We start from the raw sequence: 24,564 nt of genomic DNA on the forward strand, positions 1-24,564 counted from the left end.
GGCCCGCCGTCAGCGGCGGTCAATCCCCCGAGCGATCCTCCGAGCAATCCCCCGAGGGAACAAGCCGGTTGAACACCTCGCGCGCGTATGCCTCGTCGTACCGCACCCCCGTGAGCAGCACCTGCAGGCAGATCCCGTCCACGAGCGCGACGAGCGCCTGCGCGGTGACGGGGTCGGTGCGCCGCCGCAGCACCTCGGCGAGCCCCTCGCCGCACTCCGCGGCGACAGGCTGCAGCGCGGGCTTGCGCAGGGCGGAGAGGTAGAGCTCGTACTCCAGCTCGAGATCCGCGCGGTCCCCGGCGAGCCACTCCCCGAGCAGCTTGGCGAGCTCACCGGCGAGATCGACCCGCGTGTCCTCGAACGCGCCGCTCGCGGTGACCGTCTTGGCGAAGCCCTCGTTGGCCTGCCGCAGCGCGGCCACCATCAGCTCGTCGAGTGTCTTGAAGTGGTAGGTGGTCGAGCCGAGCGGCACATCGGCCTCGGCTGCGACCGAGCGGTGGCTGAGCCCGCCGATCCCCTTCTCCCCCACCACCCGGATCGCGGCGTCGATGATCCGCTGGCGCCGCTCGGGGTCGTAGCGCCGGGCCATCAATGCGCACCGCCGAGGTTGAGAACGACGACGCCCGCGATCACCAGGGCGATCCCCGAGATCTTGACCAGGCCGGCGGACTCGCCCATGAAGAGCATCCCGATGGCGGCGACCGCGGCGGTCCCTGTCCCAGCCCAGATCGCGTAGGCGGTGCCGACGGACAGCGTCTTCAGGGTCTGCGCGAGCAGCGTGAACGCGATCAGATATCCGGCGACGGTGATCAGCGAGGGCCAGAGCCTGCTGAACCCTTCGCTGTATTTCATGGCCGTCGTCCCGGCCACCTCCGCCGCGATGGCCGCGGCCAGCAGTCCGTATCCCATGCGTACGAGTGTACATAACGTTGTGTACGCCCGTACGCAAAAGCCGTCGGGAAATCCGGCTAAGGTGACGCGATCACTGTGGGGGGCCACAGGAACACCACGGCAGCAGCCGCATGACACTACGGAGCACAAGAGCGATGTCGGACACATCGGGGTGGGGACCACAGGCGCCTTACGGCGGACCGCCGGGGCCATACGGGCCGTACGGGCCCTACGGCGGGCCACCGCCCGGCTGGGGCTGGAACGGCAGCAGCTGGGCACCCCTGCCCCCGCCGCCCAAGCCGGGCGTCATCCCCCTCGCGCCCCTTGGCGCCAACCACATCATCGGCGGCGCGTTCGCGACGATGCGGCGCTACGCGAAGCCGCTGTTCGGCACCGCCGCCGCGGCCTACGGCCTGCTCGCCGTCGTCATCGTGGCCGGACTCGGCCTCGCCTACGTCGCGACCCGGGAGCACGTCCGGGCCGTGTACGAACCGGGCGCGGACTTCTCGTGGGACGACGGCAGGCCGATCCTGGTCGCGTTCGGCCTGGTGTGGCTGCTGTTCATGCTCGCCACGCTGGTCATCAACTCGTTCATCCAGGCATCGTGCGCCGCCACGCTGCACGAGGCGGTCCTCGGCCGCCCGGCGACGTTCGGCGCGGTCTGGCGCAGGGCGTGGTCACGGACGCCGTCCGTGCTGGCCGTGACCTTGCTGCTCTCGCTCATCCTGATGCTGCCGGTGGCCGCTTTCGCGCTGGTCCTCTTCTCCGTCCTCTTCCTGATGATGACCCAGTCGATCATCCCCATCGGCCTGGTCTTTCCGCTGTTCCTGCTGACGATGCCGCTCGCGGCCTGGCTGTACGTCCTGTTCGCCTTCGCCCCGACGGCCGCGGTCCTCGAAACGGCGGGCCCCTTCACGGCGTTGCGGCGTTCCGTACGTCTGGTGCGCGGCGCCTGGTGGCGCACCTTCGGCATCTCGCTGCTCGCGGGCCTCATCGTGATGGGGGTCTCGCTCGCGCTGCGGCTCCCCCTGCAGTTCGCCGCGCCGACCCCGCCCCCGGTCGACCCGGACGACTCCGCTTCGGCCTACCTCCTGGACCAACTGCGCTCCCAGTTCGGCCTGTACGCCGTACTGGGCCTGGTCGGCAGCTTCCTCACCCAGCTGGCCGCCACGGTCTTCCTGCCCCTGGTGACCGCCCTGCTCTACATAGACCGCCGCATCCGCAAGGAGGGCCTGGCGCACACCCTGACCGAGGCCTCATCGGCCCCGCAGCCCGTGCCGTAGGAAAACAGTTCGGCCCCCCACACGAAAAGCGTGGAGGGCCGAACCATGGGTACGACTCTCAGACGTTGAACCCGAGCGCACGAAGCTGCTCGCGGCCGTCGTCCGTGATCTTGTCCGGGCCCCACGGCGGCATCCAGACCCAGTTGATCCGGAGCTCGTTGACGATGCCGTCGGTGGCGGACTTCGCCTGGTCCTCGATGACGTCCGTCAGCGGGCAGGCCGCCGACGTGAGCGTCATGTCGATCGTCGCGATGTTCGCGTCGTCGACGTGGATGCCGTAGATCAGGCCGAGGTTGACGACGTCGATGCCCAGTTCGGGGTCGACCACGTCGTACAGCGCCTCGCGGACCTCTTCTTCCGAGGCGGGCTTGGTCAGAGTTTCGTTCTCGCTCATGCGGTCTTCCTCTCAGCGACGTCGTCGGTACCGAGTGCCTGCGCCGTCGCGTCCTTCCACGCCATCCAGCTCAGCAGAGCACACTTCACACGCGCCGGGTACTTCGAGACCCCGGCGAACGCGACGGCGTCCTCCAGGACCTCCTCCATCGCGTCGTCCGGCTCCAGCTTGCCCTTGGACTGCATCAGTTCCAGGAACACCGCCTGGATCTTCTGCGCGTCCGCGAGCTCCTTGCCGACCAGGAGGTCGTTCAGGACGGACGCGCTGGCCTGGCTGATGGAGCAGCCCTGGCCCTCGTACGACACGTCGGCGATCGTCGACCCGTCGTACTTCACGCGCAGCGTGATCTCGTCGCCGCACGTCGGGTTGACGTGGTGCACCTCGGCGTCGCCATCACGAAGACCGCGCCCGTGCGGGTGCTTGTAGTGGTCCAGGATGACTTCCTGGTACATCGAATCCAGCTTCACGTTCCCGGTCAGCCCCTCAGCCGAAGAAGTTCCGTACGTGCTCCAGGCCGTCGATCAGCGCGTCGATCTCGCCGGGCGTGGAGTACAGATAGAACGACGCTCGCGTGGTCGCAGGAATTCCGTAGCGGAGGCAGACGGGGCGGGCGCAGTGGTGACCCACGCGGACCGCGATGCCTTCCTCGTCCAGGACCTGGCCCACGTCGTGCGGGTGGATGTCGCCGAGCGTGAAGGAGATCGCGGCGCCGCGGTCCTCGGCCGATGCCGGGCCGATGATCCGGAGGTCGGGGACCTCCAGGAGGCGCTTGACCGCGTACTCGGTGATCGCGTGCTCGTGAGCGGCGATCTTGTCCATGCCGATCGCGGACAGATAGTCCACGGCCGCGCCCAGGCCGACGGCCTGGGAGACCGGGGGCGTACCCGCCTCGAACTTGTGCGGCGCGGGAGCGTACGTCGACGAGCTCATCGACACGGTCTCGATCATCTCGCCGCCGCCGAGGAACGGCGGCAGGTCCTCGAGCAGCTCCTGGCGGCCCCAGAGGACGCCGATGCCCGTCGTGGCCAGCATCTTGTGGCCGGTGAAGGCCACGAAGTCGGCCTGCAGCGCCTGCACGTCGAGCACCATGTGCGGGGCGGCCTGCGAGGCGTCGATGAGGACGAGCGCGCCGACCTCCTGCGCGCGGCGGACGATCGCCTCGACGGGGTTGACCGTGCCCAGGATGTTCGAGACCAGGACGAAGGAGACGATCTTCGTCTTCTCCGTGATGATCTCGTTGATGTTGGACAGGTCGAGCCGGCCGTCGTCCGTGAGACCGAACCACTTCAGCTTCGCGCCCGTGCGCTGCGAGAGCAGCTGCCACGGCACGATGTTGGAGTGGTGCTCCATCTCCGTGATGACGATCTCGGTCTCGTGGTCCACGCGGTAGGGCTCGTCGGCCCAACCGAGCATGTTCGCCACGAGGTTGAGCGACTCCGAGGCGTTCTTGGTGAAGATCACCTCGTCGCGGCTCGGCGCGTTGATGAACGCCGCGACCTTGTCACGGGCGCCCTCGTACAGCGCCGTGGCCTCCTCCGCGAGGACGTGCACGCCGCGGTGGACGTTGGCGTTGTGCTTCTCGTAGTACTCGTTGAGTACGTCGAGCACCTGGCGCGGGGTCTGGGACGTGGCCGCGTTGTCCAGGTAGACGAGCTTCTTGCCGTCGTGGATCGTGCGATCCAGGATCGGGAAGTCCTTGCGGATCGCCTCGGTGTCGAGAAGGCCGGAGAGCCCCTGGTGGGCCGCTGTCACGCTGATACGCCACCCTTCGTGTAAGCCTCGTAGCCCTCGGCCTCGAGCTTGTCGGCGAGCTCGGCGCCGCCGGACTCGGCGATGCGACCGTTCGCGAAGACGTGCACGAAGTCGGGCTTGATGTAGCGCAGGATGCGCGTGTAGTGCGTGATCAGCAGGGTGCCGACCTCGCCGGTCTCGCGGACGCGGTTGACGCCGTCCGAGACCTGGCGCAGGGCGTCGACGTCCAGGCCGGAGTCGGTCTCGTCGAGGATCGCGATCTTCGGCTTGAGGAGCTCCATCTGGAGGATCTCGTGGCGCTTCTTCTCACCGCCGGAGAAGCCCTCGTTCACGTTGCGCTCGGCGAAGGCCGGGTCCATCTGGAGCTGCTCCATCGCGGACTTGACCTCCTTCACCCAGGTGCGCAGCTTGGGGGCCTCGCCGCGGATCGCCGTCGCCGACGTACGCAGGAAGTTGGAGACCGAGACGCCGGGGACCTCGACCGGGTACTGCATGGCCAGGAACATGCCGGCGCGGGCGCGCTCATCGACGGACATCTCGAGGACGTCCTCGCCGTCGAGGGTGACGGTGCCCTTGGTGATCGTGTACTTGGGGTGACCCGCGATGGAGTAGGCGAGCGTCGACTTGCCGGAGCCGTTCGGGCCCATGATGGCGTGCGTCTCGCCCTGCTTAACGGTCAGGTCGACACCCTTGAGGATTTCCTTGGTGCCGTTCTCGACCTCGACGGTGACGTGCAGGTCGCGGATTTCAAGCGTTGCCATGTGCCTCAGGACTCCTGGGTGAGGGAGACGAGCACATCGTCCCCTTCGATCTTTACGGGGTATACGGGGACGGGGCGCGTCGCGGGAAGGCCGGACGGCTTGCCGGTGCGGAGGTCGAAGCTGGAGCCGTGCAGCCAGCACTCGATCTGACAGTCCTCCACCTCGCCCTCGGAGAGGGAGACGTTCGCGTGCGAGCAGATGTCGTGGATCGCGAACACCTCGCCCTCGGTGTGGACGACCGAGACCGGCGTGCCGTCGAGTTCCACCCGCTTCGGGGTGTCCTCCGACAGCTCGCTCAGGCCACAGGCGCGTACGAAGGTCATGCGGCCGACGCCTCCAACTCCTCTTCGATCTTGGTGAGGAGGCGCTCTTCGACGTCGGGCAGGCCGATCTGCTGGATCAGCTCGGCGAAGAAGCCGCGGACGACCAGGCGACGCGCCTCGTCCTCCGGGATTCCGCGCGACTGCAGGTAGAAGAGCTGCTCGTCGTCGAAGCGGCCGGTCGCCGATGCGTGTCCGGCGCCGACGATCTCGCCGGTCTCGATCTCGAGGTTCGGCACGGAGTCGACGCGGGCGCCGTCGGTCAGAACCAGGTTGCGGTTCATCTCGTACGTGTCCGTGCCCTCGGCGGCGGCCTCGATGAGGACGTCACCGATCCACACCGCGTGGGCGTCGTCGCCCTGGAGCGCGCCCTTGTAGACGACGTTCGACTTGCAGTGCGGCTGGTTGTGGTCGACCAGGAGGCGGTGCTCCTGGTGCTGGCCCGCGTCGGTGACGTACAGGCCGATGAGCTCGGCCTCGCCGCCCGGGCCCGCGTACTCGACGCGGGGGTGCAGGCGGACGACGTCGCCGCCGAAGGTCACGACGACCGACTTGAAGGTGGCGTCCCGGCCGATCAGCGCGTTGTGCTGGGCGACGTGGACGGTCTTCTCGGCCCAGTCCTGGACGGAGACGACGGTGAGCTTGGCGCCGTCGCCGACGAGGAAGTCGACGTTGGCGGCGAGCACGGCGTCACCGGTGTGGTCGATGACGACGAGAGCCTCGGCGAACGCGCCCAGCTCGATCACCTGGTGCGCGAAGGCGGTGCCGCCCTCGCCGTGCACGGCGATCCGGATCGGCTCGGTCAGGACCGTCTCCTTGGGGACGGTCACCACCGAGGCCTTCTCGAAGGAGCTGTAGGCCTGCGCGGCGACGCGGTCGACGGGCTTGCCCGCCTTGCCCACGCGCGCGTCGTCACGGCCGACGGTCTCCTGGGTCACGCCCGCCGGGGCCGTCACCTCGACGCGGATGCCGCCGGTGGCGACCGCCGTTCCGTCGTGCAGCCCGCGAAGGCGCTCCAGCGGCGTGAACCGCCACTCCTCCTCGCGACCGTGGGGGACCGGGAAGTCCGCCACGTCGAAGGACGGGGGAGCGCTCATGCGGGTGGCGACGGTGGACTCGGCGGCCACCGCGATCGATCCGGCGGTGGTGGAGCCCACCGGGATGTTCTGAGCCTCAGCCATGGCTGTCGTCGTGCTCTCTCTCTGGGTAAAGAAGTCGGTCGCTGCTGCGGGGGCGGGGCCGGTCTTAACCGACCGAGCCCTCCATCTGCAGCTCGATCAGCCGGTTCAGCTCCAGGGCGTACTCCATGGGCAGCTCCTTGGCGATCGGCTCGACGAAGCCGCGCACGATCATCGCCATGGCCTCGAACTCGGTCAGACCGCGGCTCATCAGGTAGAAGAGCTGGTCGTCGGAGACCTTGGAGACGGTCGCCTCGTGGCCCATGGACACGTCGTCCTCGCGGACGTCCACGTAGGGGTACGTGTCGGAGCGGGAGATCGTGTCGACGAGCAGCGCGTCACAGAGCACGTTCGACTTCGATCCGGCCGCGCCCTCGCCGATCTCGACGAGTCCGCGGTAGGAGGTGCGGCCACCGCCACGCGCCACGGACTTCGAGACGATGTTGGAGGACGTGTTGGGCGCCATGTGGACCATCTTGGAACCGGCGTCCTGGTGCTGGCCCTCGCCCGCGAAGGCGATGGACAGCGTCTCGCCCTTGGCGTGCTCGCCCATGAGGTAGACGGCGGGGTACTTCATCGTCACCTTGGAGCCGATGTTGCCGTCGATCCACTCCATGGTCGCGCCCTCGTACGCCACGGCGCGCTTGGTGACCAGGTTGTAGACGTTGTTCGACCAGTTCTGGATCGTCGTGTAGCGGCAGCGGCCGCCCTTCTTGACGATGATCTCGACGACGGCGGAGTGCAGGGAGTCCGACTTGTAGATCGGCGCCGTGCAGCCCTCGACGTAGTGAACGTACGCGTCCTCGTCGACGATGATCAGCGTGCGCTCGAACTGGCCCATGTTCTCCGTGTTGATACGGAAGTAGGCCTGGAGCGGGATCTCGACCTGCACGCCCTTGGGGACGTAGATGAACGAGCCACCGGACCACACGGCGGTGTTCAGCGACGCGAACTTGTTGTCGCCGACGGGGATGACGGTCCCGAAGTACTCCTTGAAGAGCTCCGGGTGCTCCTTCAGCGCCGTGTCGGTGTCCATGAAGATGACGCCCTGCTCCTCCAGGTCCTCACGGATCTGGTGGTAGACGACCTCGGACTCGTACTGAGCGGCGACACCGGCGACGAGGCGCTGCTTCTCCGCCTCGGGGATGCCGAGCTTGTCGTACGTGTTCTTGATGTCCTCGGGCAGGTCCTCCCAGGACTGGGCCTGCTTCTCCGTGGACCGCACGAAGTACTTGATGTTGTCGAAGTCGATGCCCGACAGGTCCGAGCCCCAGTTGGGCATGGGCTTCTTGTCGAAGAGCCGCAGGCCCTTGAGGCGCAGCTTCGTCATCCACTCGGGCTCGGACTTCTTCTGCGAGATGTCCTTGACGACGTCCTCGTTGATGCCGCGCTTGGCGGACGCCCCGGCCACGTCGGAGTCGGCCCAGCCGTATTCATACGTGCCCAGACCATCGAGTTCGGGGTGGGCAGTCTCCGTGGGGAGCGTCATGCGGGGTTCCTCCCGGCCGTGCTTGCGGATGCGTTGTCTGTGGACTCTGGGGGCTGCGAGGTGTTGCGTGGGATGAACGTCGTGCAGACGCCGTCGCCGTGGGCGATGGTGGCGAGCCGCTGGACGTGCGTCCCGAGCAGGGCGGAGAAGATCTCCGTCTCTGCCTCGCAAAGTTGTGGGTACTGCTCGGCGACGTGGGCGACCGGGCAGTGGTGCTGGCACAGCTGCTCGCCTACCGGCGCCGTGCGGGCCGTAGCAGCGTACCCGTCGGCGGTCAACGCCTTCGCGAGAGCCTCCGTGCGCCGCTCGGGGGGCGCCGCTTCGATCGCCTTGCGGTAGGCGATGGCCTGGGCGGCCATCCGCTCGCGGGCGAATTCGACGACCGCTCCTTCGCCGTGCCGCTCGCTGATCCAGCGCAGGGCGTCGGCGGCGAGCTTGTCGTACGACTGGTCGAAGGCGTCCCGGCCGCAGTCGGTGAGCGCGAAGACCTTTGCGGGGCGGCCGCGCGTACGTGCGCCATAGATCCGCTGTTCACGGGATTCCACGACGTTCTCGTGGGCGAGTGTGTCGAGGTGCCGGCGCACGGCGGCCTGGGTCAGGCCGAGGCGGGCGGCGAGGTCGGCCACCGTGGAGGGGCCGTGGTCCAGGATGGAGCGCGCGACCCGGTTGCGCGTAGACCGCTCCCCGGTCGCGAGTTCCTCCTGCGGAGCCTCGCCAACGTTTTTCACAACGCCATTGTTGCGTAATTCCTCAGAGCCTGACAACCCGCGTCCGGATCACGGTCCGGTGCGCTACATCACTTAGGCATACCTAAGCTGACCTGCGGAAATGATCACTGATCGATCAAATCGGTGGCGCGTGAAGGCTGGGGCGAGGAGACTCCCTGACCATGCCCACACCCCCTCCGACCGGCCCTTTGTGTACGCGCGCGTCCCTCGCGGGAGACCTCCGCGAGCTCGGCGTGAGCCCCGGCGAGACCCTCCTCGTGCACTCCTCGCTGAGCACCCTGGGATGGGTCTGCGGCGGGCCGGTCGCCGTCGTTCAGGCACTTCTGGATGTATTGGGCCAAAAGGGGACGCTGGTGGTCCCCACCCAGTCCAGCGACAACTCCGATCCGGCCGAGTGGGAGAACCCGCCCGTGCCCGAGTCCTGGTGGCCCGAGATCCGCGCGTCCATGCCCGCCTACGACCCGCGCACCGCCCCCACCCGAGGCGTCGGCGTGATCCCCGAGACCGTACGGACCTGGCCCGGCGCCCTGCGCAGCGCCCACCCGCAGACCTCCTTCGCCGCGGTCGGCCCCCGCGCGGCCGCGCTCCTGGAGGGGCACGCGCTCGACTGCCGCCTCGGCGAGCGCAGCCCGCTGGCCCGCCTGGAGGAATCGGGCGCCCGGGTGCTGCTGCTCGGCGCGGGATTCGACACCTGCACCTCCTTTCACCTGGCCGAGTACCGGATCCCCGCCCCCGAGGCCGAGAACTCCTTCGCGGTCATGACCCCCGAGGGCCGCCGCTGGACGACGGTGCGCGAGACCTCGATCTCCGAGGAGCGCTTCGACGAACTCGGCTCGGACTTCGAGCGGGACCGCCCCGTGGTGCGCGGCAGGGTGGGCGCGGCGACGGCCCGGCTCTTCCCGGTGGCCGACGCGGTCGCGTACGCGCAGGGGTGGCTGGAGACCCACCGCTCACGGGCGGAGTGGGCGGGCTGACGGCAGGCTGAAGGGGCAGGCTGAAGGGGCGGGCCGACAGCCCCCTGCCCGCGGCCCGGCTCCCCCTCTCTAGACTTCCCGCCATGGGAAATGAGTCCGTCGTCCAGGTCACGGGACTGGTCAAGCGGTACGGCAAGAAGACCGCGGTGGACGGCCTCGACCTCCGGGTCCGCGCGGGCACGGTCACCGCGGTCCTCGGCCCGAACGGCGCAGGGAAGACCACCACGATCGAGACCTGCGAGGGCTATCGCAGGCCGGACGCGGGCACCGTCCGCGTCCTTGGCCTCGACCCGGTCCGCGAAGCCGGCAAGCTGCGCCCCCGCATCGGCGTGATGCTCCAGTCCGGCGGCGTCTACTCCGGCGCCCGCGCCGACGAAATGCTGTCGCACATGGCGAAGCTGCACGCGCACCCGCTCGACGTGGGCGCGCTGATCGAGCGCCTGGGCCTGGAGAGCTGCGGCCGCACCACCTACCGGCGCCTGTCCGGCGGCCAGCAGCAGCGCCTCGCGCTCGCGATGGCCGTGGTCGGACGGCCCGAACTGGTCTTCCTGGACGAGCCGACCGCGGGCCTCGACCCGCAGGCACGCCGGGCCACCTGGGATCTCGTACGCGATCTGCGCACCGACGGTGTGAGCGTCATCCTCACCACGCACCACATGGACGAGGCCGAGCAGCTCGCCGACGAGGTCGCGATCATCGACGCGGGCAAGGTCATCGCCGAGGGCACCCCGGAAGAGCTGTGCCGCGGCGGCGCCGAGAACACCCTGCGCTTCTCCGGCCGCCCCGGACTCGACGTCGGCTCCCTCCTCAAGGCACTCCCGCCGGACTCGGCCGCGGCCGAACTCACCCCGGGCGCCTACCGCGTGAGCGGCACGGTCGACCCGCAGCTGCTCGCCACGGTCACCTCCTGGTGCGCCCAGCACGGCGTGATGCCGGAGAAGATCGCCGTCGAACGCCACACTCTGGAAGACGTCTTCTTGGAGCTCACAGGCAAGGAGCTGCGCGGATGAGCGCCGCCGGTACGTACTCACCGAAGCCGGGCGCCGCCCCGCTCCCCCGCATGATCGCCGCGCAGGCGGCGCTCGAGACGAAGATGCTCCTGCGCAACGGCGAACAGCTGCTGCTCACGGTCGTCATCCCCACGCTCCTGCTCGTGCTGTTCAGCGCGGTGGACATCGTCGATACGGGCGACGGCAAGGCGGTGGACTTCCTCGCCCCCGGCATCCTCGCCCTGGCCGTGATGTCGACGGCGTTCACCGGACAGGCCATCGCCACGGGCTTCGAGCGCCGCTACGGCGTGCTCAAGCGGCTCGGCGCCTCACCACTCCCCCGCTGGGCCCTGATGGCGGCGAAGACCCTGTCGGTCCTGGTCACCGAGGTCCTGCAGATCGTGCTCCTGACGGTGATCGCCTTCGCCCTGGGCTGGTCGCCACAGGGCAACCCCTTCGCCGTACTCCTCCTCCTGATCCTCGGCACCGCGGCCTTCTCCGGCCTCGGCCTGCTGATGGCCGGAACCCTGAAGGCGGAGGCGACGCTCGCCGCGGCGAACCTCGTCTTCCTCCTGCTGCTCGTGGGCGGCGGAGTCATCGTCCCCCTCGACAAGTTCCCGGAAGCGGCCCAGTCGGTGCTCGGCCTCCTCCCCATCTCGGCACTCTCCGACGGCCTGCGGGACGTGCTGCAGCACGGCGCGGGGATGCCGTGGGGGGACCTCGGGATCCTGGCGGTCTGGGCCGTGTTGGGGCTCGGCGCGGCGGGCAAGTTCTTTCGCTGGGAGTGAGCGGGGGGACAAGCGGGAGTAAGCGGCGTCACAGAAGCACCGGATACGTCCCCCTCGTGAAAGCTTGCACAAGCAGCCCCCTACGATGGTCCCCGTGCCAAACGTGACCCGAGCCGACGCCGCTCAAGCCGTGCGCAACCCGCTCGCCTTCATCGCCGAACGCTGGACCCCGCAACAGCGGACCGTCCGGCGCGCGGCGCTCATCTCGCTCGCGATGACGGTGTGCATCGTGGTCACCGGCGGCGCCGTCCGCCTGACCGGGTCGGGTCTCGGCTGCCCGACCTGGCCCAAGTGCACCGACGAATCCCTCACCGCCACCCACGAGATGGGCTTCCACGGATACATCGAGTTCGGCAACCGCATGCTGACGTACGTGCTGTGCGCGGCCGTCGGCTGGGCGATCATCACGGCCCGTTCGCAGAAGCCGATGCGGCGCAGCCTGACGCGGCTCGGCTGGATCCAGTTCTGGCTGGTCATGGGCAATGCCGTGCTCGGCGGCATCGTCGTGCTCGTCGGCCTGAACCCGTACACGGTCGCGGCGCACTTCCTGCTCTCCACCGCCCTGATCGCGGTCGCCGTCACGATGTGGCAGCGCACCCGCGAGGGCGACGCCGATGCGCGCCCGCTGGTCGGCAAGGCCGTGGCGCAGCTGGTGTGGTTCCTGGTCGCGGCGTCCGTACTGCTGATCGCGGTCGGCACGGTCGTGACGGGCTCCGGGCCGCACGCGGGCGACTCCAGCGAGGTGCCGCGCATGGGCTTCGACTGGGAGACCGTCAGCAAGCTGCACGCCGTGCTCGCCTGGATCGTGGTGACGCTGACGTTCGCCCTGTGGTTCGTCCTCAAGGCGGTCGACGCCCCCAAGGGTCCGCTGCACCGTACCCGCGACCTGTTCCTGATCCTGCTCGCCCAGGGTGCGATCGGCTACGTCCAGTACTTCACGGACCTGCCCGAGGTCCTGGTCGGCCTGCACATGTTCGGCTCGTGCGTGGTGTGGATCGGCGTGATGCGCGTCCTGCTCTCGCTGCGCGAACGCCCGTACACGACCGCCGATGTGCCGGCGCAGACGGACGACTCCCAGCTGTCAGCCGTCTGACAGGCCGTACACGCGGCGGGCATTGCCCGCCGCGACGAGACCCGCCACCCGCTGCGCGTCCGGCAGCGACCACGCCCCCTCCGTGACCCACCCCCCGAGCACGCGCCCCAGCGCCTCCCCGAAGAGCCGCGCCCCCACCACGTGCAGCTCGGGAAGCCCGTGCGCGCCGCTGGAGAACAGCAGCTTGCCGAAGGGCGCGAGCTCCAGGATCTCCGCGAGCACGGCGGCGGCACGGGCGCCCGTGCGCACCAGGGCGGGGCCCAGATCGGCGTACACGTGCGGGAAGACACCCGCGAGGTCCGCGGCGTTGCGGTGGTACGGATAGCCGTGCAGCAGGACCAGATCGGTGCCGAGTCCGGCGGTCGCCCGCGCGAAGCCGCCGAAGTACCCCTGCGGGTCGCCGGCCCCCGCCTGCAGTTGCAGCGGCCGCCCCGACGCGACGGCGATCCACAGCAGATGTCTGAGCAGGACGGGGTCCTGGAGCGCGCCGCCCACCTGCCGCCGGGCGAGCCAGCGGCCCTCCGCGCCCCGCACCTCGCCCGGACCCGGCGGTTCGGGGGCCAGGGCGAGACTGCGCCGGACGCCCGCGACGGAGGTGAAGGCGACGGCGTTCGCCGCGGCCGCGTGCACGGACTCGGCGAGATTGGCGAGGAACGAGTCGACGGTGCCGGAGGTGTCGGCCACCTGTTCGGCCAGTAATTCCAGGCGGACGATCTCGTGGGCGTCGGCGTCGCCGGTGGACGCCATCTCGCCGGGCCCCGTCAGGTCGCCGGGCAGCCCCGTGTCCACGAGATACGTCGTGATGCCGCTGCCCCGCAGCAGTCGCCGCCCCGACTCCAGTACGCCCAGTTCGCGACGGCGGGCGAGATAGCGGGCGGGCGGGCAGTGCGGTTCGAGGCCGAGCAGCGGGGGGCACCAGCGGCGTACGGCGAAGCCCGTCTGGGTGTCGAAGAAGGTGGTGCCGGGCGCGGGCGGCCCCTCGCCGCGGCCGAGGTGGGCCTCGAAGGTGCCGAGGCCCAGCTCCGTACGCAGCACACCGTGGCAGTACTGGTCCACCAGGGACGGCGTTTCGATCATCCGGGCTCCCAGTAGGCGGACCGTGCTTCTACGGTCCTAACGGGTGACCCGGGCGTCAGGTGTTGCTTTCGGCCAGTCTGTCCGCAGCGGGCTCAGCCGTTGCCCGGACCGCCGAGCTGAATGCCCGCCATGCGCGACCACTCGTACGGGCCGGTCTTCACCTTGGCCGCGAAGTCGCCGTCGAAGTCCTCGTGGACCGTGATCCCGGCCTTCTCCACGGCGCTCTGCGCGATGGCGTAGGTGGGTGCCACCAGGTCGCCCCAGCCGCCGTCATCGCCGACCAGGACGATGCGGGTGCCCTCGTGCCCGATGTACGCGACCTGCCCCTCGGCACCGCCGTGCGCCCGCGCGAAGGCGCCGATCTCCTTGGCCAGCTTGGCGGCCTTCCGCTCGGCGCGAGCGGCCTGCTTGCTGTCCTCAACCTGCTGCGTCTCTGCCCTGTCTGCCATAGCCAGGATGCTACCGACGGGTAGATCAACTGGCGACGGGCGGGGCACGTGGCGTTCAACACCACGTGCCCCGCCCGTCGGCAGGAAAGCGATTCGGGGACTCAGCGGAGGAAGGGGTCCACCGCGACCGCCACGAACAGCAGCGAGACGTAGGTGATCGACCAGTGGAAGAGCCGCATCTCCTTGAGCTTGCCGCCCGTGGCCTCCGCCTTGGCGCGGTTCTGCAGACCGTGCGCCTCCCACAGCCACCAGCCGCCGGTCACGAAGGCCACCGCCGTGTAGAACCAGCCGGTGTAGCCGAGCGGCTGAAGCAGCAGCGAGACGGCGACCATCACCCAGCTGTAGAGGACGATCTGACGGGCGACCACTTTGTTCGACGCCACGACCGGCAGCATCGGAACGCCCACGCGCGCGTAGTCGTCCTTGACCTTCATGGAGAGCGGCCAGTAGTGCGGCGGCGTCCAGAAGAACATGACAAGGAAGAGGATGACCGGCGCCCACGACAGGGAGTTCGTGACCGAGGACCAGCCGATGAGGACCGGCATGCAGCCCGCGATGCCGCCCCAGACGATGTTCTGCGAGGTGCGGCGCTTCAGGATCATCGTGTAGACGACCACGTAGAAGAGCAGTGCTCCCAGCGCGAGCCAGGCGGACAGCCAGTTGACGACGAGGCCGAACAGGAGCGTGGAGACGACCGCGAGCGCGATGCCGAAGACGAGGCACTCGCGCGGGCTGACCATTCCCGTGACCAGGGGCCGCTGGGACGTACGGTCCATCAGGGCGTCGATGTCACGGTCGATGTACATGTTGAGCGCGTTGGCGCCGCCCGCCGACAGGTAGCCGCCGAGGCAGGTCACGAAGACCAGCCAGAGGTCGGGCACCCCCTGCTCGGCGAGGAACATCACCGGAACGGTGGTGATCAGGAGCAGTTCGATGATTCGCGGCTTGGTCAGCGCCACGAACGCCATGACACGGGCCCCGAGCGGCCGGTGGCTTGGGCTAGAGCTCGTCCCAATTGCTCCCGCTGGACGGGATTCAACGGCCGTCACGCACACCCCTGACAGAGACTTCCCAGCAAGCCGCGTCGGACGTTCAGACATGAAGATCCGGTAAAGGCTCGCGCGTACCACGCCACTGTAGACGTTGCCCATACCTCGCCCTTCGCGGGGGTGGGGTCGTGTTGAGCAGCGTGTTGGACCGCCCGAAACACGGCCCGACACCCGTTCAGATGAGCGGTGTCGCACTCGTTCTGAGAGTCCAGATGAGCGGCTTTGAGATCACATGGTGAACACCGTGGATCCCTTTCGGGAGGCGGATCCCGGCGCACCCCGGCACTCTGGAATGACTCGAAAAAATGCACGTCTTTACAGCGGTAGGCTCGACATCGGCCGGTGGGATCTACATCGCCGGCATTCGACATGTGGAGAGGAGCCCTGACTCAGGGTGAGCACCAAGCCGACCACCACAGACCTCGAGTGGACCGAACTGGACCAGCGGGCTGTTGATACTGCCCGCGTCCTGGCCATGGACTCCGTACAGAAGGTCGGCAACGGCCATCCGGGTACGGCCATGAGCCTCGCGCCTGCCGCGTACACCCTCTTCCAGAAGGTGATGCGGCACGACCCCGCGGACGCCGATTGGACCGGGCGCGACCGGTTCGTCCTTTCCGCGGGCCACTCGTCCCTGACCCTCTACATCCAGCTCTACCTGGCCGGCTTCGGCCTGGAGCTCGATGATCTGAAGGCGTTCCGCACCTGGGGTTCGAAGACTCCGGGCCACCCGGAGTACGGGCACACCACGGGCGTGGAGACGACGACGGGCCCTCTCGGCCAGGGCGTCGCGAACGCCGTGGGCATGGCGATGGCCGCCCGTTACGAGCGTGGCCTGTTCGACCCGGAGACCGCTGCCGGCGAGTCGCCGTTCGACCACCACATCTTCGCGATCGCCGGTGACGGCTGTCTCCAGGAGGGCATCTCCGGCGAGGCGTCGTCGCTGGCCGGGCACCAGAAGCTCGGCAACCTCGTACTGCTGTGGGACGACAACCACATCTCCATCGAGGGCGACACCGAGACCGCGGTCTCCGAAGACACCATGAAGCGGTACGAGGCCTACGGCTGGCACGTCCAGCGCGTGGAGCCCAAGGAGAACGGCGACCTCGACCCGGCCGCCCTGTACAAGGCGATCCTGGCCGCGAAGGCGGAGACGGAGCGTCCCTCCTTCATCGCGATGCGCTCGATCATCGCCTGGCCCGCGCCGAACGCGCAGAACACCGAGGCCGCGCACGGCTCGGCGCTCGGCGACGAAGAGGTCGCGGCCACCAAGCGCGTCCTCGGCTTCGACCCGGAGCAGAGCTTCGCGGTCGCCGACGAGGTCCTCGCGCACGCCCGCGAGGCGCTCGACCGCGGCCGTGACGCCAAGGCCGAGTGGGAGAAGGGCTTCGCCGCCTGGCGCACCGCCCAGCCCGAGCGCGCCGCCGAGTTCGACCGCGTCGCCGCGGGCGAGCTTCCGCAGGGCTGGGAGGAGAAGCTCCCGGTCTTCGAGGCGGGCAAGGGTGTCGCGACGCGTGCCGCGTCCGGCAAGGTCCTGCAGGCGCTCGGCGCGGTGATCCCCGAGCTGTGGGGCGGCTCCGCCGACCTCGCGGGCTCGAACAACACCACGATCGACAAGACGTCGTCGTTCCTCCCCGCGGACAACCCGCTGCCGGAGGCCGACCCGTACGGCCGCACGATCCACTTCGGCATCCGCGAGCACTCCATGGCCGCGGAGATGAACGGCATCGCGCTGCACGGCAACACCCGCATCTTCGGCGGCACCTTCCTGGTGTTCTCCGACTACATGCGCAACGCCGTCCGCCTGTCCGCGCTGATGCACCTCCCGGTGACGTACGTGTGGACGCACGACTCCGTCGGTCTCGGCGAGGACGGCCCGACGCACCAGCCGGTCGAGCACCTGGCCTCGCTGCGCGCCATCCCCGGTCTGAACGTCGTCCGCCCGGCGGACGCGAACGAGACCGCGGTCGTGTGGCGCGAAGTCCTCAAGCGCTACACCAAGGAGTTCGGCAAGGGCGCCCCGCACGGCCTCGCGCTGACCCGTCAGGGCGTGCCGACGTACGACCGCGAGGTCACCGAGGGCGCGGTCAAGGGCGGCTACGTCCTGTTCGAGGCCGATGGCGGCACCCCCGAGGTCGTCCTCATCGGCACCGGCTCCGAGGTGCAGCTCGCCGTCGAGGCGCGCGAGCAGCTCCAGGCCGCGGGTGTTCCGACGCGCGTCGTCTCGATGCCGTGCGTCGAGTGGTTCGAGGCGCAGGACCAGGGGTACCGCGACAGCGTTCTGCCGCCGTCCGTCAAGGCGCGCGTGGCGGTCGAGGCGGGCATCGGCCTGACCTGGCACCGCTTCGTGGGTGACGCCGGACGCATCGTTTCGCTGGAGCACTTCGGTGCTTCCGCGGACGGCAAGGTGCTGTTCCGTGAGTTCGGGTTCACTGCCGATCACGTGGCCGCCGCCGCCCGGGAATCGATCGACGCCGCTCAGCGCTGACGCGAACATACGACCAAGTAGGAGATGTAATCCAATGACAGACGCACTCAAGCGCCTCTCCGACGAAGGCGTCGCGATCTGGCTGGACGACCTGTCGCGCAAGCGGATCACGTCCGGCAACCTCGCCGAGCTGATCGACCAGAGCCACGTCGTGGGTGTCACGACGAACCCGTCGATCTTCCAGAAGGCGATCAGCAGCGGTGACGGTTACGAGCAGCAGCTCGCCGACCTCGCCGCCCGCAAGGTCACCGTCGAAGAGGCCATCCGCATGATCACGACGGCGGACGTCCGTGACGCCGCCGACATCCTGCGCCCGGTCTTCGACGCGACGGGCGGCCAGGACGGCCGTGTGTCGATCGAGGTCGACCCGCGCCTGGCGCACAACACCCAGGCGACGGTCGCCGAGGCCAAGCAGCTCGCCTGGCTGGTGGACCGCCCGAACACGCTCATCAAGATCCCGGCGACGAAGGCGGGCCTGCCCGCGATCACCGAGGTCATCGGCAAGGGCATCAGCGTGAACGTGACGCTGATCTTCTCGCTCGAGCGCTACCGCGAGGTCATGGACGCGTACCTGGCGGGCCTGGAGAAGGCGAAGGCCGCAGGCCTCGACCTCTCCAAGATCCACTCGGTGGCGTCCTTCTTCGTGTCCCGCGTGGACACCGAGATCGACAAGCGCCTGGACGCCCTGGGCTCCGACGAGGCCAAGGCCGTCAAGGGCAAGGCCGCGCTCGCCAACGCCCGCCTGGCGTACGAGGCGTACGAAGAGGTCTTCTCGTCCGACCGCTGGGCCGCGCTCGACAAGGCGCAGGCCAACAAGCAGCGTCCGCTGTGGGCCTCGACCGGCGTCAAGGACCCCGCGTACAAGGACACCCTGTACGTCGACGACCTGGTCGCGCCGAACACGGTGAACACGATGCCGGAGGCGACCCTCGACGCCACGGCCGACCACGGCCAGATCACGGGCAACACCGTGGCCGGGACGTACGACGCCTCGCGCGGTGAGATCGAGGCCGTCGAGAAGCTCGGCATCAGCTACGACGACGTGGTGCAGCTGCTCGAGGACGAGGGTGTCGAGAAGTTCGCGGCGTCCTGGAACGACCTGCTCAAGTCCACCGAGGCGGAGCTCAAGCGCCTCACCCCTTCGGAGGGCTGACCATCTTGTCAAGCAGCAATCCGCTGCGTGACGCCGCAGACCGACGGCTCCCGCGTATCGCGGGGCCGTCGGGCCTGGTCATCTTTGGCGTCACGGGCGATTTGTCCCGTAAAAAGCTGATGCCCGCTGTCTACGACCTCGCCAACCGAGGTCTTCTTCCGCCGGGCTTCTCCCTGATCGGTTTCGCCCGGCGCGAGTGGCAGGACGAGGACTTCGCGCAGGAGGTGCACGACTCGGTCAAGCAGCACGCGCGCACGCCCTTCCGCGAGGAGGTCTGGCAGCAGCTCATCCAGGGCATGCGCTTCGTCCAGGGCAACTTCGACGACGACGACGCCTTCGAGCAGCTCAAGGCCACCATCCAGGACCTCGACAAGGCGCAGGGCACGGGCGGCAACTTCGCCTTCTACCTCTCCGTGCCCCCGAAGTTCTTCCCGGACGTCGTCCAGCAGCTCAAGAAGCACGGGCTCGCGGATGCCCCCGAGGGGTCCTGGCGGCGCGCGGTCATCGAGAAGCCCTTCGGGCACAACCTGGCGTCCGCCCAGGACCTCAACTCGATCGTGCACGAGGTGTTCGCCCCGGACCAGGTGTTCCGGATCGACCACTACCTCGGCAAGGAGACCGTCCAGAACATCCTGGCGCTCCGCTTCGCCAACCAGATGTTCGAGCCGATCTGGAACCGGTCGTACGTGGACCACATCCAGATCACGATGGCCGAGGACATCGGCATCGGCGGCCGCGCCGGCTACTACGACGGCATCGGCGCCGCCCGTGACGTCATCCAGAACCACCTGCTCCAGCTGATGGCGCTGACCGCGATGGAGGAGCCCGCCTCCTTCGACGCGGACGCGCTCGTCGCCGAGAAGGCGAAGGTCCTCGGCGCCGTGCGGCTGCCCAAGGACCTCGGCGAGAGCACGGTCCGCGGCCAGTACGCCGCGGGGTGGCAGGGCGGCGAGAAGGCCGTCGGCTACCTCCAGGAAGACGGTATCGACCCCAAGTCGAAGACCGACACCTACGCGGCCATCAAGCTGGAGGTGGACAACCGCCGCTGGGCGGGCGTCCCCTTCTACCTCCGTACGGGCAAGCGCCTGGGCCGCCGCGTCACCGAGATCGCGGTCGTCTTCCAGCGCGCGCCCCACTCCCCCTTCGACCACACGGCGACGGAGGAGCTGGGCCAGAACGCGATCGTCATCCGCGTCCAGCCCGACGAGGGCATCACGGTCCGGTTCGGCTCGAAGGTGCCCGGCACCTCGATGGAGATCCGCGACGTGTCGATGGACTTCGCGTACGGCGAGTCCTTCACCGAGTCCAGCCCGGAGGCGTACGAGCGCCTGATCCTGGACGTCCTGCTCGGCGACGCCAACCTCTTCCCGCGCACGGAGGAGGTCGAACTCTCCTGGAACATCCTCGACCCGATCGAGGAGTACTGGGACAAGCACGGCAAGCCCGCGCAGTATTCGTCCGGCACCTGGGGCCCGACCGAGGCGGACGAAATGCTCGCACGAGACGGACGGAGCTGGCGTCGCCCATGAAGATCGACCTGACGGACACCACGTCCAGCAAGATCAACAAGGCACTCGTGAAGGGCCGCAGGGCGATCGGCACCCCGGCCGTCGGCATGGTGCTCACCCTCGTCATCGTCACCGACGAGGAGAACGCCTACGACGCCCTGAGGGCCGCCAACGAAGCGTCCCGCGAGCACCCTTCGCGCACCCTGGTCGTCATCAAGCGCGCCGCGCGCTCACCCCGCGACCGCACGACGTCGCGCCTCGACGCGGAGGTACGGGTCGGTGCGGACGCGGGCACCGGCGAGACGGTGATCCTGAGGCTGTACGGCGAGGTCATCAACCACGCCCAGTCGGTCGTCCTGCCGCTGCTCCTTCCCGACGCCCCCGTGGTCGTGTGGTGGCCGGTCAACGCGCCGCTCAACCCGGCCAAGGACCCGCTTGGCGCGCTCGCCCAGCGCCGCGTCACGGACACCTACGCCGCCGAGCAGCCGATCCACGAGCTGACCGCGCGCGCCGACGCCTACAGCCCCGGCGACACGGACCTGTCCTGGACCCGGATCACCCCGTGGCGCTCGATGCTCGCGGCGGCGCTCGACCAGGTCGCCTGCAAGGTGACGTCGGTCGAGGTGGAGGGCGAGGAGTTCAACCCGAGCTGCGAGCTGCTCGCGATGTGGCTCGCGGACCGGCTCGACGTCCCGGTCAAGCGCTCGCTCTCCGCGGGCCCTGGTCTCACCGGCGTACGCATGGACACCGACTGCGGTCCCATCGTGCTCGGCCGGGCCGACGGCTCGCTCGCCACGCTCTCCATGCAGGGGCAGCCCGACCGCGCGGTGGCGCTCAAGCGCCGCGAGACGGCCGAGCTGATCGCCGAGGAGCTGCGCCGACTCGATCCGGACGACACCTACGCGTCCGCGCTGAGGTACGGCGTGGACCGCCTGGGCGAGTACGGCGAGGAGACGACGGTCCCAGCGGTGGAGGAGCCCGCCGAGGCGGCCAAGAAGTCGGCCCCGGCGAAGAAGACCGCGACCAAGAAGGCGGCGGCGAAATGAGCGCGGCCCCGCAGCTGGTCGTGCACCGCGACAAGGAGCTGATGGCGCAGGCCGCGGCGGCCCGCCTCATCACGAAGATCGTCGACGCGCAGGCCGCCCGCGGCTACGCGTCGGTGGTCCTCACCGGCGGCCGCAACGGCAACGGCCTTCTGACGGCGCTGAGTTCGTCCCCGGCGAAGGACGCGATCGACTGGTCGCGCCTGGACCTGTGGTGGGGCGACGAGCGCTTCCTGCCGGACGGCGACCCGGAGCGCAACTACACCCAGGCCAAGGAGGCACTGCTCGACTCGGTGCCCCTCAACCCGGCCCGGGTGCATCCGATGCCCGCATCGGACGGCGCGTACGAGGTGGACGCGGCGGCCGGGATGTACGCCGCCGAGCTCACCGCGGCCGCGGGGCCCGAGGACCACGGCCCGGTGCCGACGTTCGACGTGCTGATGCTGGGCGTCGGCCCGGACACCCATGTCGCCTCGCTCTTCCCGGAGCTGCCCGCGGTCCGTGAGACGGAGCGGTCGGTGGTCGGCGTGCACGGCGCGCCCAAGCCGCCGCCCATCCGCATCACCCTCACGCTCCCGGCGATCCGGGCGGCCCGTGAGGTGTGGCTGCTCGCGGCCGGCGAGGACAAGGCGAACGCCGCGGCGATCGCCCTGTCGGGCGCGGGCGAGGTACAGGCGCCCGCCGCGGGCGCGTACGGCAGGTCGAGGACGCTGTGGCTGCTCGACGCCGCCGCGGCCTCGCAGCTGCCGCGCGATCTGTATCCGCCGGCTTCTCCCTGACGGCAGCGACGATGCACGCGCCGCGGCCCGGCCCCTCTCGTGAGGGCCGGGCCGCGGCGCGTCGTACGTACGGGCAACTCCCGTACGCGCGGGCTCACTTGACGGAGCCCGCCATCACCCCCTGCACGAAGTGCCGCTGGAAAGCGAAGAACACGACCACCGGGACGATCAGCGAGAGGAACGCGCCGGGCGCGAGCACATCGATGTTGCTGCCGAACTGCCTGATCTGCGACTGGAGTTCCACGGTCAGCGGCTGCGACGCACTGTCGGCGAAGAGCAGCGCCACCAGCATGTCGTTCCACACCCAGAGGAACTGGAAGATGGCCAGGCTCGCGATGGCCGGACGCCCCACCGGCAGCACGAGCCGTGTGAAGATCCGCCACTCGGTCCCGCCGTCCATCCGCGCCGCCTCCAGCATCTCGCGGGGCATCTCGGCGAAGTAGTTGCGCAGCAGGAAGATGGCGAACGGCAGTCCGTAGGCGACGTGGAAGAGCACCACGCCCGGGATGGTGCCGAACAGCCCCAGCTGACCGAAGAGTTTGGCCACCGGAAGGAGGCCGATCTGCATCGGCACCACGAGGAGGGCCACCACGAGCAGGAACAGCGGGTCCCTGCCGGGGAAGTCCAGCCATGCGAAGGCGTACGCGGCGAGGGCCGCGATGACGACGACGAGGAAGGTGGCGGGCACCGAGATCATGACGGTGTTCCAGAACGCCTGCGTCATCCCGGCGTTGGCGAGCAGCGCCGAGTAGTTGTCGAAGGACAGCTCCGCCGGGCTGCTCAGGGAGGTCCACCAGCCGCCGCTCGCCGTCTCCTGGGCGGAGCGCAGCGAGGAGAGGAAGAGCCCGGCGAGCGGGGTGATCCAGACCAGCGCGACGATCACGAGGAACGCCTGGACCAGGCTGTTGCCGAGCCACCGGCCGATCCGGCCCTTGGGGCGGGGGCGCGCGGGTGCTGATGCGATGGACGCCGGTTCCTTGTCCGGGGCCACCGCCTGCCGGTCGGGAGTGGTGACGGTCATGACTGACTCCTGCGGAAGCGGCGGACGTTGAACACCATGGCGGGGATCACCAGGAGCAGCAGGAGCATGCCGAGTGCGCTGCCGAGGCCCTGGTTGTTGCCGCCGCCGAAGGAGACGAGCCACATCTGGGTGGCAAGGACCGTGGCGTCCTCCTGCACGGGTCCCGGCGCGATGATGTAGACGAGGTCGAAGACCTTCATCACGTTGATCACCAGGGTCACGAAGACCACGGTGAGGACGGGCGCGAGCAGCGGCACGGTGATCCGGCGGAAGATCTGCCACTCACTGGCGCCGTCCATCCGGGCCGCTTCCAGGGCATCGCGCGGGAGCGCGGCGAGCCCGGCGCCGATGAGCACCATGGCGAAGCCCGTCCAGATCCACAGGTACGCGCCGATGATGGCCGGGGTGACGAGCGCGGGGCCCAGCCAGGAGATGCCTTCGTAGGGCGGGGCGAAGTTCTTCGCGGGAAGCCGCACGGAGTACGACGCGTCGGGGTCGAGGTCCGTGAAGCGGAAGGAGCCGTCGGCCCCGGTGGTGACGCTCTCGACCGTCTTGCCGCCCTGCACCGCCTCGACCTTCATCTGCGGCAGTCCGCTCTCGGCCCGGTCCGTCTCGCCCTGCTTCCCTCCCCCGCCGGGCATGAAGTCCAGGTAGACGACACCGCGCAGTTCACGCGCGCCGGCCTTCTGCCCTGCCGCCGCGTACGCGGGCTCGGCGTCCTTGGGCAGGTCCTTGGGTGCCACGCCGACGAGCCCGAGACCGACCGTGTGGCCGGGGGACGCGGCGGTGGTCGTGCGGTACGAGCCGTCGGCGCCCTTGGTCAGGCCCTGGCCGTCCCGAGGACGCGCGGTCGGATAGGAGGAGGTGCCCTCGAAGGCGTCGTGCACGCCCACCGCGGCGGCGTTCAGGACACCCTTGTCGGGGTCCTCGTCGTACGCGAGCCGGAAGATGATGCCCGCGGCGAGGAACGAGACCGCCATGGGCATGAAGAGGAGCAGCTTGAACGCGGTGGCCCAGCGGATCTTCTCGACCAGGACGGCGAGGATCAGGCCGAGTCCGGTGAGCAGGGTCGGGGCGATGACCACCCAGATGACGCTGTTGCGGATGGCCTTGAGCGTCGCCGGGTCGCGGAACATCTCGGTGTAGTTGTCGCCGCCGACGAACGTGCTGCCGGAGGCGTCGAAGAAGCTGCGGCCTGCCGAGAACAGCACGGGGTAGACGACGAGGGCACCGAGCAGGACCAGGGCGGGCAGGACGAAGGCGACGGCGATGACCCGCCCGCGGCGCCTGCGACGGGAGACCTCGGCGGCCGGGGGTCTCGGGGTATCGGAAATGGCGGTCATGGCGGTCATGGCGG

The 24,564-nt window shown here is 69.3% G+C and carries 25 protein-coding genes; 10 read left to right on the forward strand and 15 right to left on the reverse strand.

The genetic code is table 11. From position 1 onward, the window contains the following. Positions 1–19: 19 nt before the first annotated feature. Both ABD378_RS33255 and ABD378_RS33260 read right to left on the reverse strand, forming a co-directional pair. A complete protein-coding gene (locus tag ABD378_RS33255) occupies positions 20–589 on the reverse strand; it encodes a TetR/AcrR family transcriptional regulator (RefSeq protein ID WP_344527070.1) in 570 nt (189 codons plus the stop codon). Beyond that, positions 589–909 (reverse strand): DMT family transporter, encoded by a 321-nt coding sequence (locus tag ABD378_RS33260; RefSeq protein WP_344527072.1) that lies wholly within the window; start codon positions 907–909, stop codon positions 589–591. Before ABD378_RS33260 ends, ABD378_RS33255 begins: the two co-directional genes overlap by 1 nt. A 137-nt stretch (positions 910–1,046) precedes the next feature. Here ABD378_RS33260 and ABD378_RS33265 point away from each other — a divergent pair, with 137 nt between their 5' ends. Beyond that, complete coding sequence (locus ABD378_RS33265) at positions 1,047–2,174, forward strand: DUF7847 domain-containing protein (RefSeq protein ID WP_344527074.1); 1,128 nt, start codon at positions 1,047–1,049, stop codon at positions 2,172–2,174. 58 nt (positions 2,175–2,232) lie between these two features. On the opposite strand, the gene ABD378_RS33270 is transcribed toward ABD378_RS33265, so the two are convergent. The 8 genes from ABD378_RS33270 to ABD378_RS33305 all read right to left on the reverse strand — a co-directional run bounded on the left by ABD378_RS33270 (position 2,233) and on the right by ABD378_RS33305 (position 8,796). After that, complete coding sequence (locus ABD378_RS33270; protein ID WP_160504340.1) at positions 2,233–2,568, reverse strand: metal-sulfur cluster assembly factor; 336 nt, start codon at positions 2,566–2,568, stop codon at positions 2,233–2,235. Next, positions 2,565–3,035 (reverse strand): Fe-S cluster assembly sulfur transfer protein SufU, encoded by a 471-nt coding sequence (sufU, locus tag ABD378_RS33275; protein ID WP_344527077.1) that lies wholly within the window; start codon positions 3,033–3,035, stop codon positions 2,565–2,567. The genes ABD378_RS33270 and sufU overlap by 4 nt, the downstream gene beginning before the upstream one ends. A gap of 16 nt (positions 3,036–3,051) precedes the next feature. Then, complete coding sequence (locus tag ABD378_RS33280) at positions 3,052–4,320, reverse strand: cysteine desulfurase (RefSeq protein ID WP_344527079.1); 1,269 nt, start codon at positions 4,318–4,320, stop codon at positions 3,052–3,054. Next, positions 4,317–5,081, reverse strand: a complete 765-nt coding sequence (sufC, locus tag ABD378_RS33285; protein ID WP_344527081.1) for a Fe-S cluster assembly ATPase SufC — start codon at positions 5,079–5,081, stop codon at positions 4,317–4,319. Before sufC ends, ABD378_RS33280 begins: the two co-directional genes overlap by 4 nt. Positions 5,082–5,086: 5 nt before the next feature. After that, positions 5,087–5,404, reverse strand: coding sequence for a bifunctional 3-phenylpropionate/cinnamic acid dioxygenase ferredoxin subunit (locus tag ABD378_RS33290; RefSeq protein WP_344527083.1), 318 nt, complete (start codon positions 5,402–5,404; stop codon positions 5,087–5,089). Further along, positions 5,401–6,582, reverse strand: coding sequence for a Fe-S cluster assembly protein SufD (gene sufD / locus ABD378_RS33295; RefSeq protein ID WP_344527085.1), 1,182 nt, complete (start codon positions 6,580–6,582; stop codon positions 5,401–5,403). Before sufD ends, ABD378_RS33290 begins: the two co-directional genes overlap by 4 nt. A gap of 64 nt (positions 6,583–6,646) precedes the next feature. Further along, a complete protein-coding gene (gene sufB / locus ABD378_RS33300; RefSeq protein WP_344527087.1) occupies positions 6,647–8,068 on the reverse strand; it encodes a Fe-S cluster assembly protein SufB in 1,422 nt (473 codons plus the stop codon). After that, positions 8,065–8,796: a helix-turn-helix transcriptional regulator gene (locus ABD378_RS33305; RefSeq protein WP_344527089.1), complete on the reverse strand. Its 732-nt coding sequence runs from the start codon at positions 8,794–8,796 to the stop codon at positions 8,065–8,067. Before ABD378_RS33305 ends, sufB begins: the two co-directional genes overlap by 4 nt. Before the next feature lie 161 nt (positions 8,797–8,957). Here ABD378_RS33305 and ABD378_RS33310 point away from each other — a divergent pair, with 161 nt between their 5' ends. The 4 genes from ABD378_RS33310 (at position 8,958) to ABD378_RS33325 (ending at position 12,640) form a co-directional block, all read left to right on the forward strand. Continuing rightward, positions 8,958–9,770, forward strand: coding sequence for an AAC(3) family N-acetyltransferase (locus ABD378_RS33310; protein WP_344527091.1), 813 nt, complete (start codon positions 8,958–8,960; stop codon positions 9,768–9,770). Between the two features lie 83 nt (positions 9,771–9,853). Further along, complete coding sequence (locus tag ABD378_RS33315; RefSeq protein WP_344527093.1) at positions 9,854–10,780, forward strand: ABC transporter ATP-binding protein; 927 nt, start codon at positions 9,854–9,856, stop codon at positions 10,778–10,780. Next, the gene (locus tag ABD378_RS33320) at positions 10,777–11,547 is read left to right on the forward strand and encodes an ABC transporter permease (RefSeq protein ID WP_344527095.1); all 771 of its coding nucleotides are present in this window, start codon (positions 10,777–10,779) and stop codon (positions 11,545–11,547) included. Before ABD378_RS33315 ends, ABD378_RS33320 begins: the two co-directional genes overlap by 4 nt. A gap of 85 nt (positions 11,548–11,632) precedes the next feature. Beyond that, positions 11,633–12,640: a COX15/CtaA family protein gene (locus ABD378_RS33325; protein WP_344527097.1), complete on the forward strand. Its 1,008-nt coding sequence runs from the start codon at positions 11,633–11,635 to the stop codon at positions 12,638–12,640. On the opposite strand, the gene ABD378_RS33330 is transcribed toward ABD378_RS33325, so the two are convergent. The 3 genes from ABD378_RS33330 to ABD378_RS33340 all read right to left on the reverse strand — a co-directional run bounded on the left by ABD378_RS33330 (position 12,629) and on the right by ABD378_RS33340 (position 15,221). Continuing rightward, positions 12,629–13,717, reverse strand: coding sequence for an amidohydrolase family protein (locus tag ABD378_RS33330; RefSeq protein ID WP_344527099.1), 1,089 nt, complete (start codon positions 13,715–13,717; stop codon positions 12,629–12,631). The genes ABD378_RS33325 and ABD378_RS33330 overlap by 12 nt on opposite strands. Positions 13,718–13,809: 92 nt before the next feature. Continuing rightward, positions 13,810–14,166: a hypothetical protein gene (locus ABD378_RS33335; RefSeq protein WP_344527101.1), complete on the reverse strand. Its 357-nt coding sequence runs from the start codon at positions 14,164–14,166 to the stop codon at positions 13,810–13,812. Positions 14,167–14,267: 101 nt separating this feature from the next. Beyond that, the gene (locus ABD378_RS33340; RefSeq protein ID WP_344527125.1) at positions 14,268–15,221 is read right to left on the reverse strand and encodes a heme o synthase; all 954 of its coding nucleotides are present in this window, start codon (positions 15,219–15,221) and stop codon (positions 14,268–14,270) included. 388 nt (positions 15,222–15,609) lie between these two features. Here ABD378_RS33340 and tkt point away from each other — a divergent pair, with 388 nt between their 5' ends. The 5 genes from tkt to pgl are packed head-to-tail and all read left to right on the forward strand — an operon-like array spanning position 15,610 to position 22,186. After that, positions 15,610–17,703 carry a transketolase gene (tkt, locus tag ABD378_RS33345; RefSeq protein ID WP_344527103.1) on the forward strand — a complete coding sequence of 698 codons (2,094 nt, stop codon included), beginning with the start codon at positions 15,610–15,612 and terminating at the stop codon, positions 17,701–17,703. Positions 17,704–17,737: 34 nt separating this feature from the next. Further along, positions 17,738–18,856 carry a transaldolase gene (gene tal, locus ABD378_RS33350; RefSeq protein ID WP_344527105.1) on the forward strand — a complete coding sequence of 373 codons (1,119 nt, stop codon included), beginning with the start codon at positions 17,738–17,740 and terminating at the stop codon, positions 18,854–18,856. 5 nt (positions 18,857–18,861) lie between these two features. Beyond that, a complete protein-coding gene (zwf, locus tag ABD378_RS33355; RefSeq protein ID WP_386545529.1) occupies positions 18,862–20,385 on the forward strand; it encodes a glucose-6-phosphate dehydrogenase in 1,524 nt (507 codons plus the stop codon). After that, the gene (gene opcA / locus ABD378_RS33360) at positions 20,382–21,410 is read left to right on the forward strand and encodes a glucose-6-phosphate dehydrogenase assembly protein OpcA (protein WP_344527107.1); all 1,029 of its coding nucleotides are present in this window, start codon (positions 20,382–20,384) and stop codon (positions 21,408–21,410) included. The genes zwf and opcA overlap by 4 nt, the downstream gene beginning before the upstream one ends. Next, on the forward strand, positions 21,407–22,186 hold the full coding sequence (gene pgl, locus ABD378_RS33365) for a 6-phosphogluconolactonase (RefSeq protein ID WP_344527109.1): 780 nt from the start codon (positions 21,407–21,409) through the stop codon (positions 22,184–22,186). Before opcA ends, pgl begins: the two co-directional genes overlap by 4 nt. Before the next feature lie 94 nt (positions 22,187–22,280). Here the strand turns inward: pgl and ABD378_RS33370 are convergent, their stop codons facing one another. Together ABD378_RS33370 and ABD378_RS33375 are read right to left on the reverse strand one after the other, a co-directional pair. Next, positions 22,281–23,207, reverse strand: a complete 927-nt coding sequence (locus ABD378_RS33370) for a carbohydrate ABC transporter permease (RefSeq protein WP_344527111.1) — start codon at positions 23,205–23,207, stop codon at positions 22,281–22,283. Continuing rightward, complete coding sequence (locus ABD378_RS33375; protein ID WP_386545526.1) at positions 23,204–24,559, reverse strand: ABC transporter permease; 1,356 nt, start codon at positions 24,557–24,559, stop codon at positions 23,204–23,206. The genes ABD378_RS33370 and ABD378_RS33375 overlap by 4 nt, the downstream gene beginning before the upstream one ends. Positions 24,560–24,564: the final 5 nt, after the last annotated feature.

It is taken from the genome of Streptomyces rectiviolaceus (assembly GCF_039533825.1).
GTDB lineage: Bacteria > Actinomycetota > Actinomycetes > Streptomycetales > Streptomycetaceae > Streptomyces > Streptomyces rectiviolaceus.

Coding starts and splice junctions, on each gene's coding strand:
- tal (WP_344527105.1), top strand. CDS start 17,738: ATGACAGACGCACTCAAGCGCCTCTCCGACGAAGGCGTCGCGATCTGG.
- ABD378_RS33260 (WP_344527072.1), bottom strand. CDS start 909: ATGGGATACGGACTGCTGGCCGCGGCCATCGCGGCGGAGGTGGCCGGG.
- sufB (WP_344527087.1), bottom strand. CDS start 8,068: ATGACGCTCCCCACGGAGACTGCCCACCCCGAACTCGATGGTCTGGGC.
- ABD378_RS33335 (WP_344527101.1), bottom strand. CDS start 14,166: ATGGCAGACAGGGCAGAGACGCAGCAGGTTGAGGACAGCAAGCAGGCC.
- ABD378_RS33315 (WP_344527093.1), top strand. CDS start 9,854: ATGGGAAATGAGTCCGTCGTCCAGGTCACGGGACTGGTCAAGCGGTAC.
- sufC (WP_344527081.1), bottom strand. CDS start 5,081: ATGGCAACGCTTGAAATCCGCGACCTGCACGTCACCGTCGAGGTCGAG.
- ABD378_RS33310 (WP_344527091.1), top strand. CDS start 8,958: ATGCCCACACCCCCTCCGACCGGCCCTTTGTGTACGCGCGCGTCCCTC.
- ABD378_RS33270 (WP_160504340.1), bottom strand. CDS start 2,568: ATGAGCGAGAACGAAACTCTGACCAAGCCCGCCTCGGAAGAAGAGGTC.
- ABD378_RS33265 (WP_344527074.1), top strand. CDS start 1,047: ATGTCGGACACATCGGGGTGGGGACCACAGGCGCCTTACGGCGGACCG.
- ABD378_RS33290 (WP_344527083.1), bottom strand. CDS start 5,404: ATGACCTTCGTACGCGCCTGTGGCCTGAGCGAGCTGTCGGAGGACACC.
- sufD (WP_344527085.1), bottom strand. CDS start 6,582: ATGGCTGAGGCTCAGAACATCCCGGTGGGCTCCACCACCGCCGGATCG.
- pgl (WP_344527109.1), top strand. CDS start 21,407: ATGAGCGCGGCCCCGCAGCTGGTCGTGCACCGCGACAAGGAGCTGATG.
- ABD378_RS33255 (WP_344527070.1), bottom strand. CDS start 589: ATGGCCCGGCGCTACGACCCCGAGCGGCGCCAGCGGATCATCGACGCC.
- ABD378_RS33320 (WP_344527095.1), top strand. CDS start 10,777: ATGAGCGCCGCCGGTACGTACTCACCGAAGCCGGGCGCCGCCCCGCTC.
- ABD378_RS33370 (WP_344527111.1), bottom strand. CDS start 23,207: ATGACCGTCACCACTCCCGACCGGCAGGCGGTGGCCCCGGACAAGGAA.
- opcA (WP_344527107.1), top strand. CDS start 20,382: ATGAAGATCGACCTGACGGACACCACGTCCAGCAAGATCAACAAGGCA.
- ABD378_RS33325 (WP_344527097.1), top strand. CDS start 11,633: ATGGTCCCCGTGCCAAACGTGACCCGAGCCGACGCCGCTCAAGCCGTG.
- ABD378_RS33375 (WP_386545526.1), bottom strand. CDS start 24,559: ATGACCGCCATGACCGCCATTTCCGATACCCCGAGACCCCCGGCCGCC.
- ABD378_RS33330 (WP_344527099.1), bottom strand. CDS start 13,717: ATGATCGAAACGCCGTCCCTGGTGGACCAGTACTGCCACGGTGTGCTG.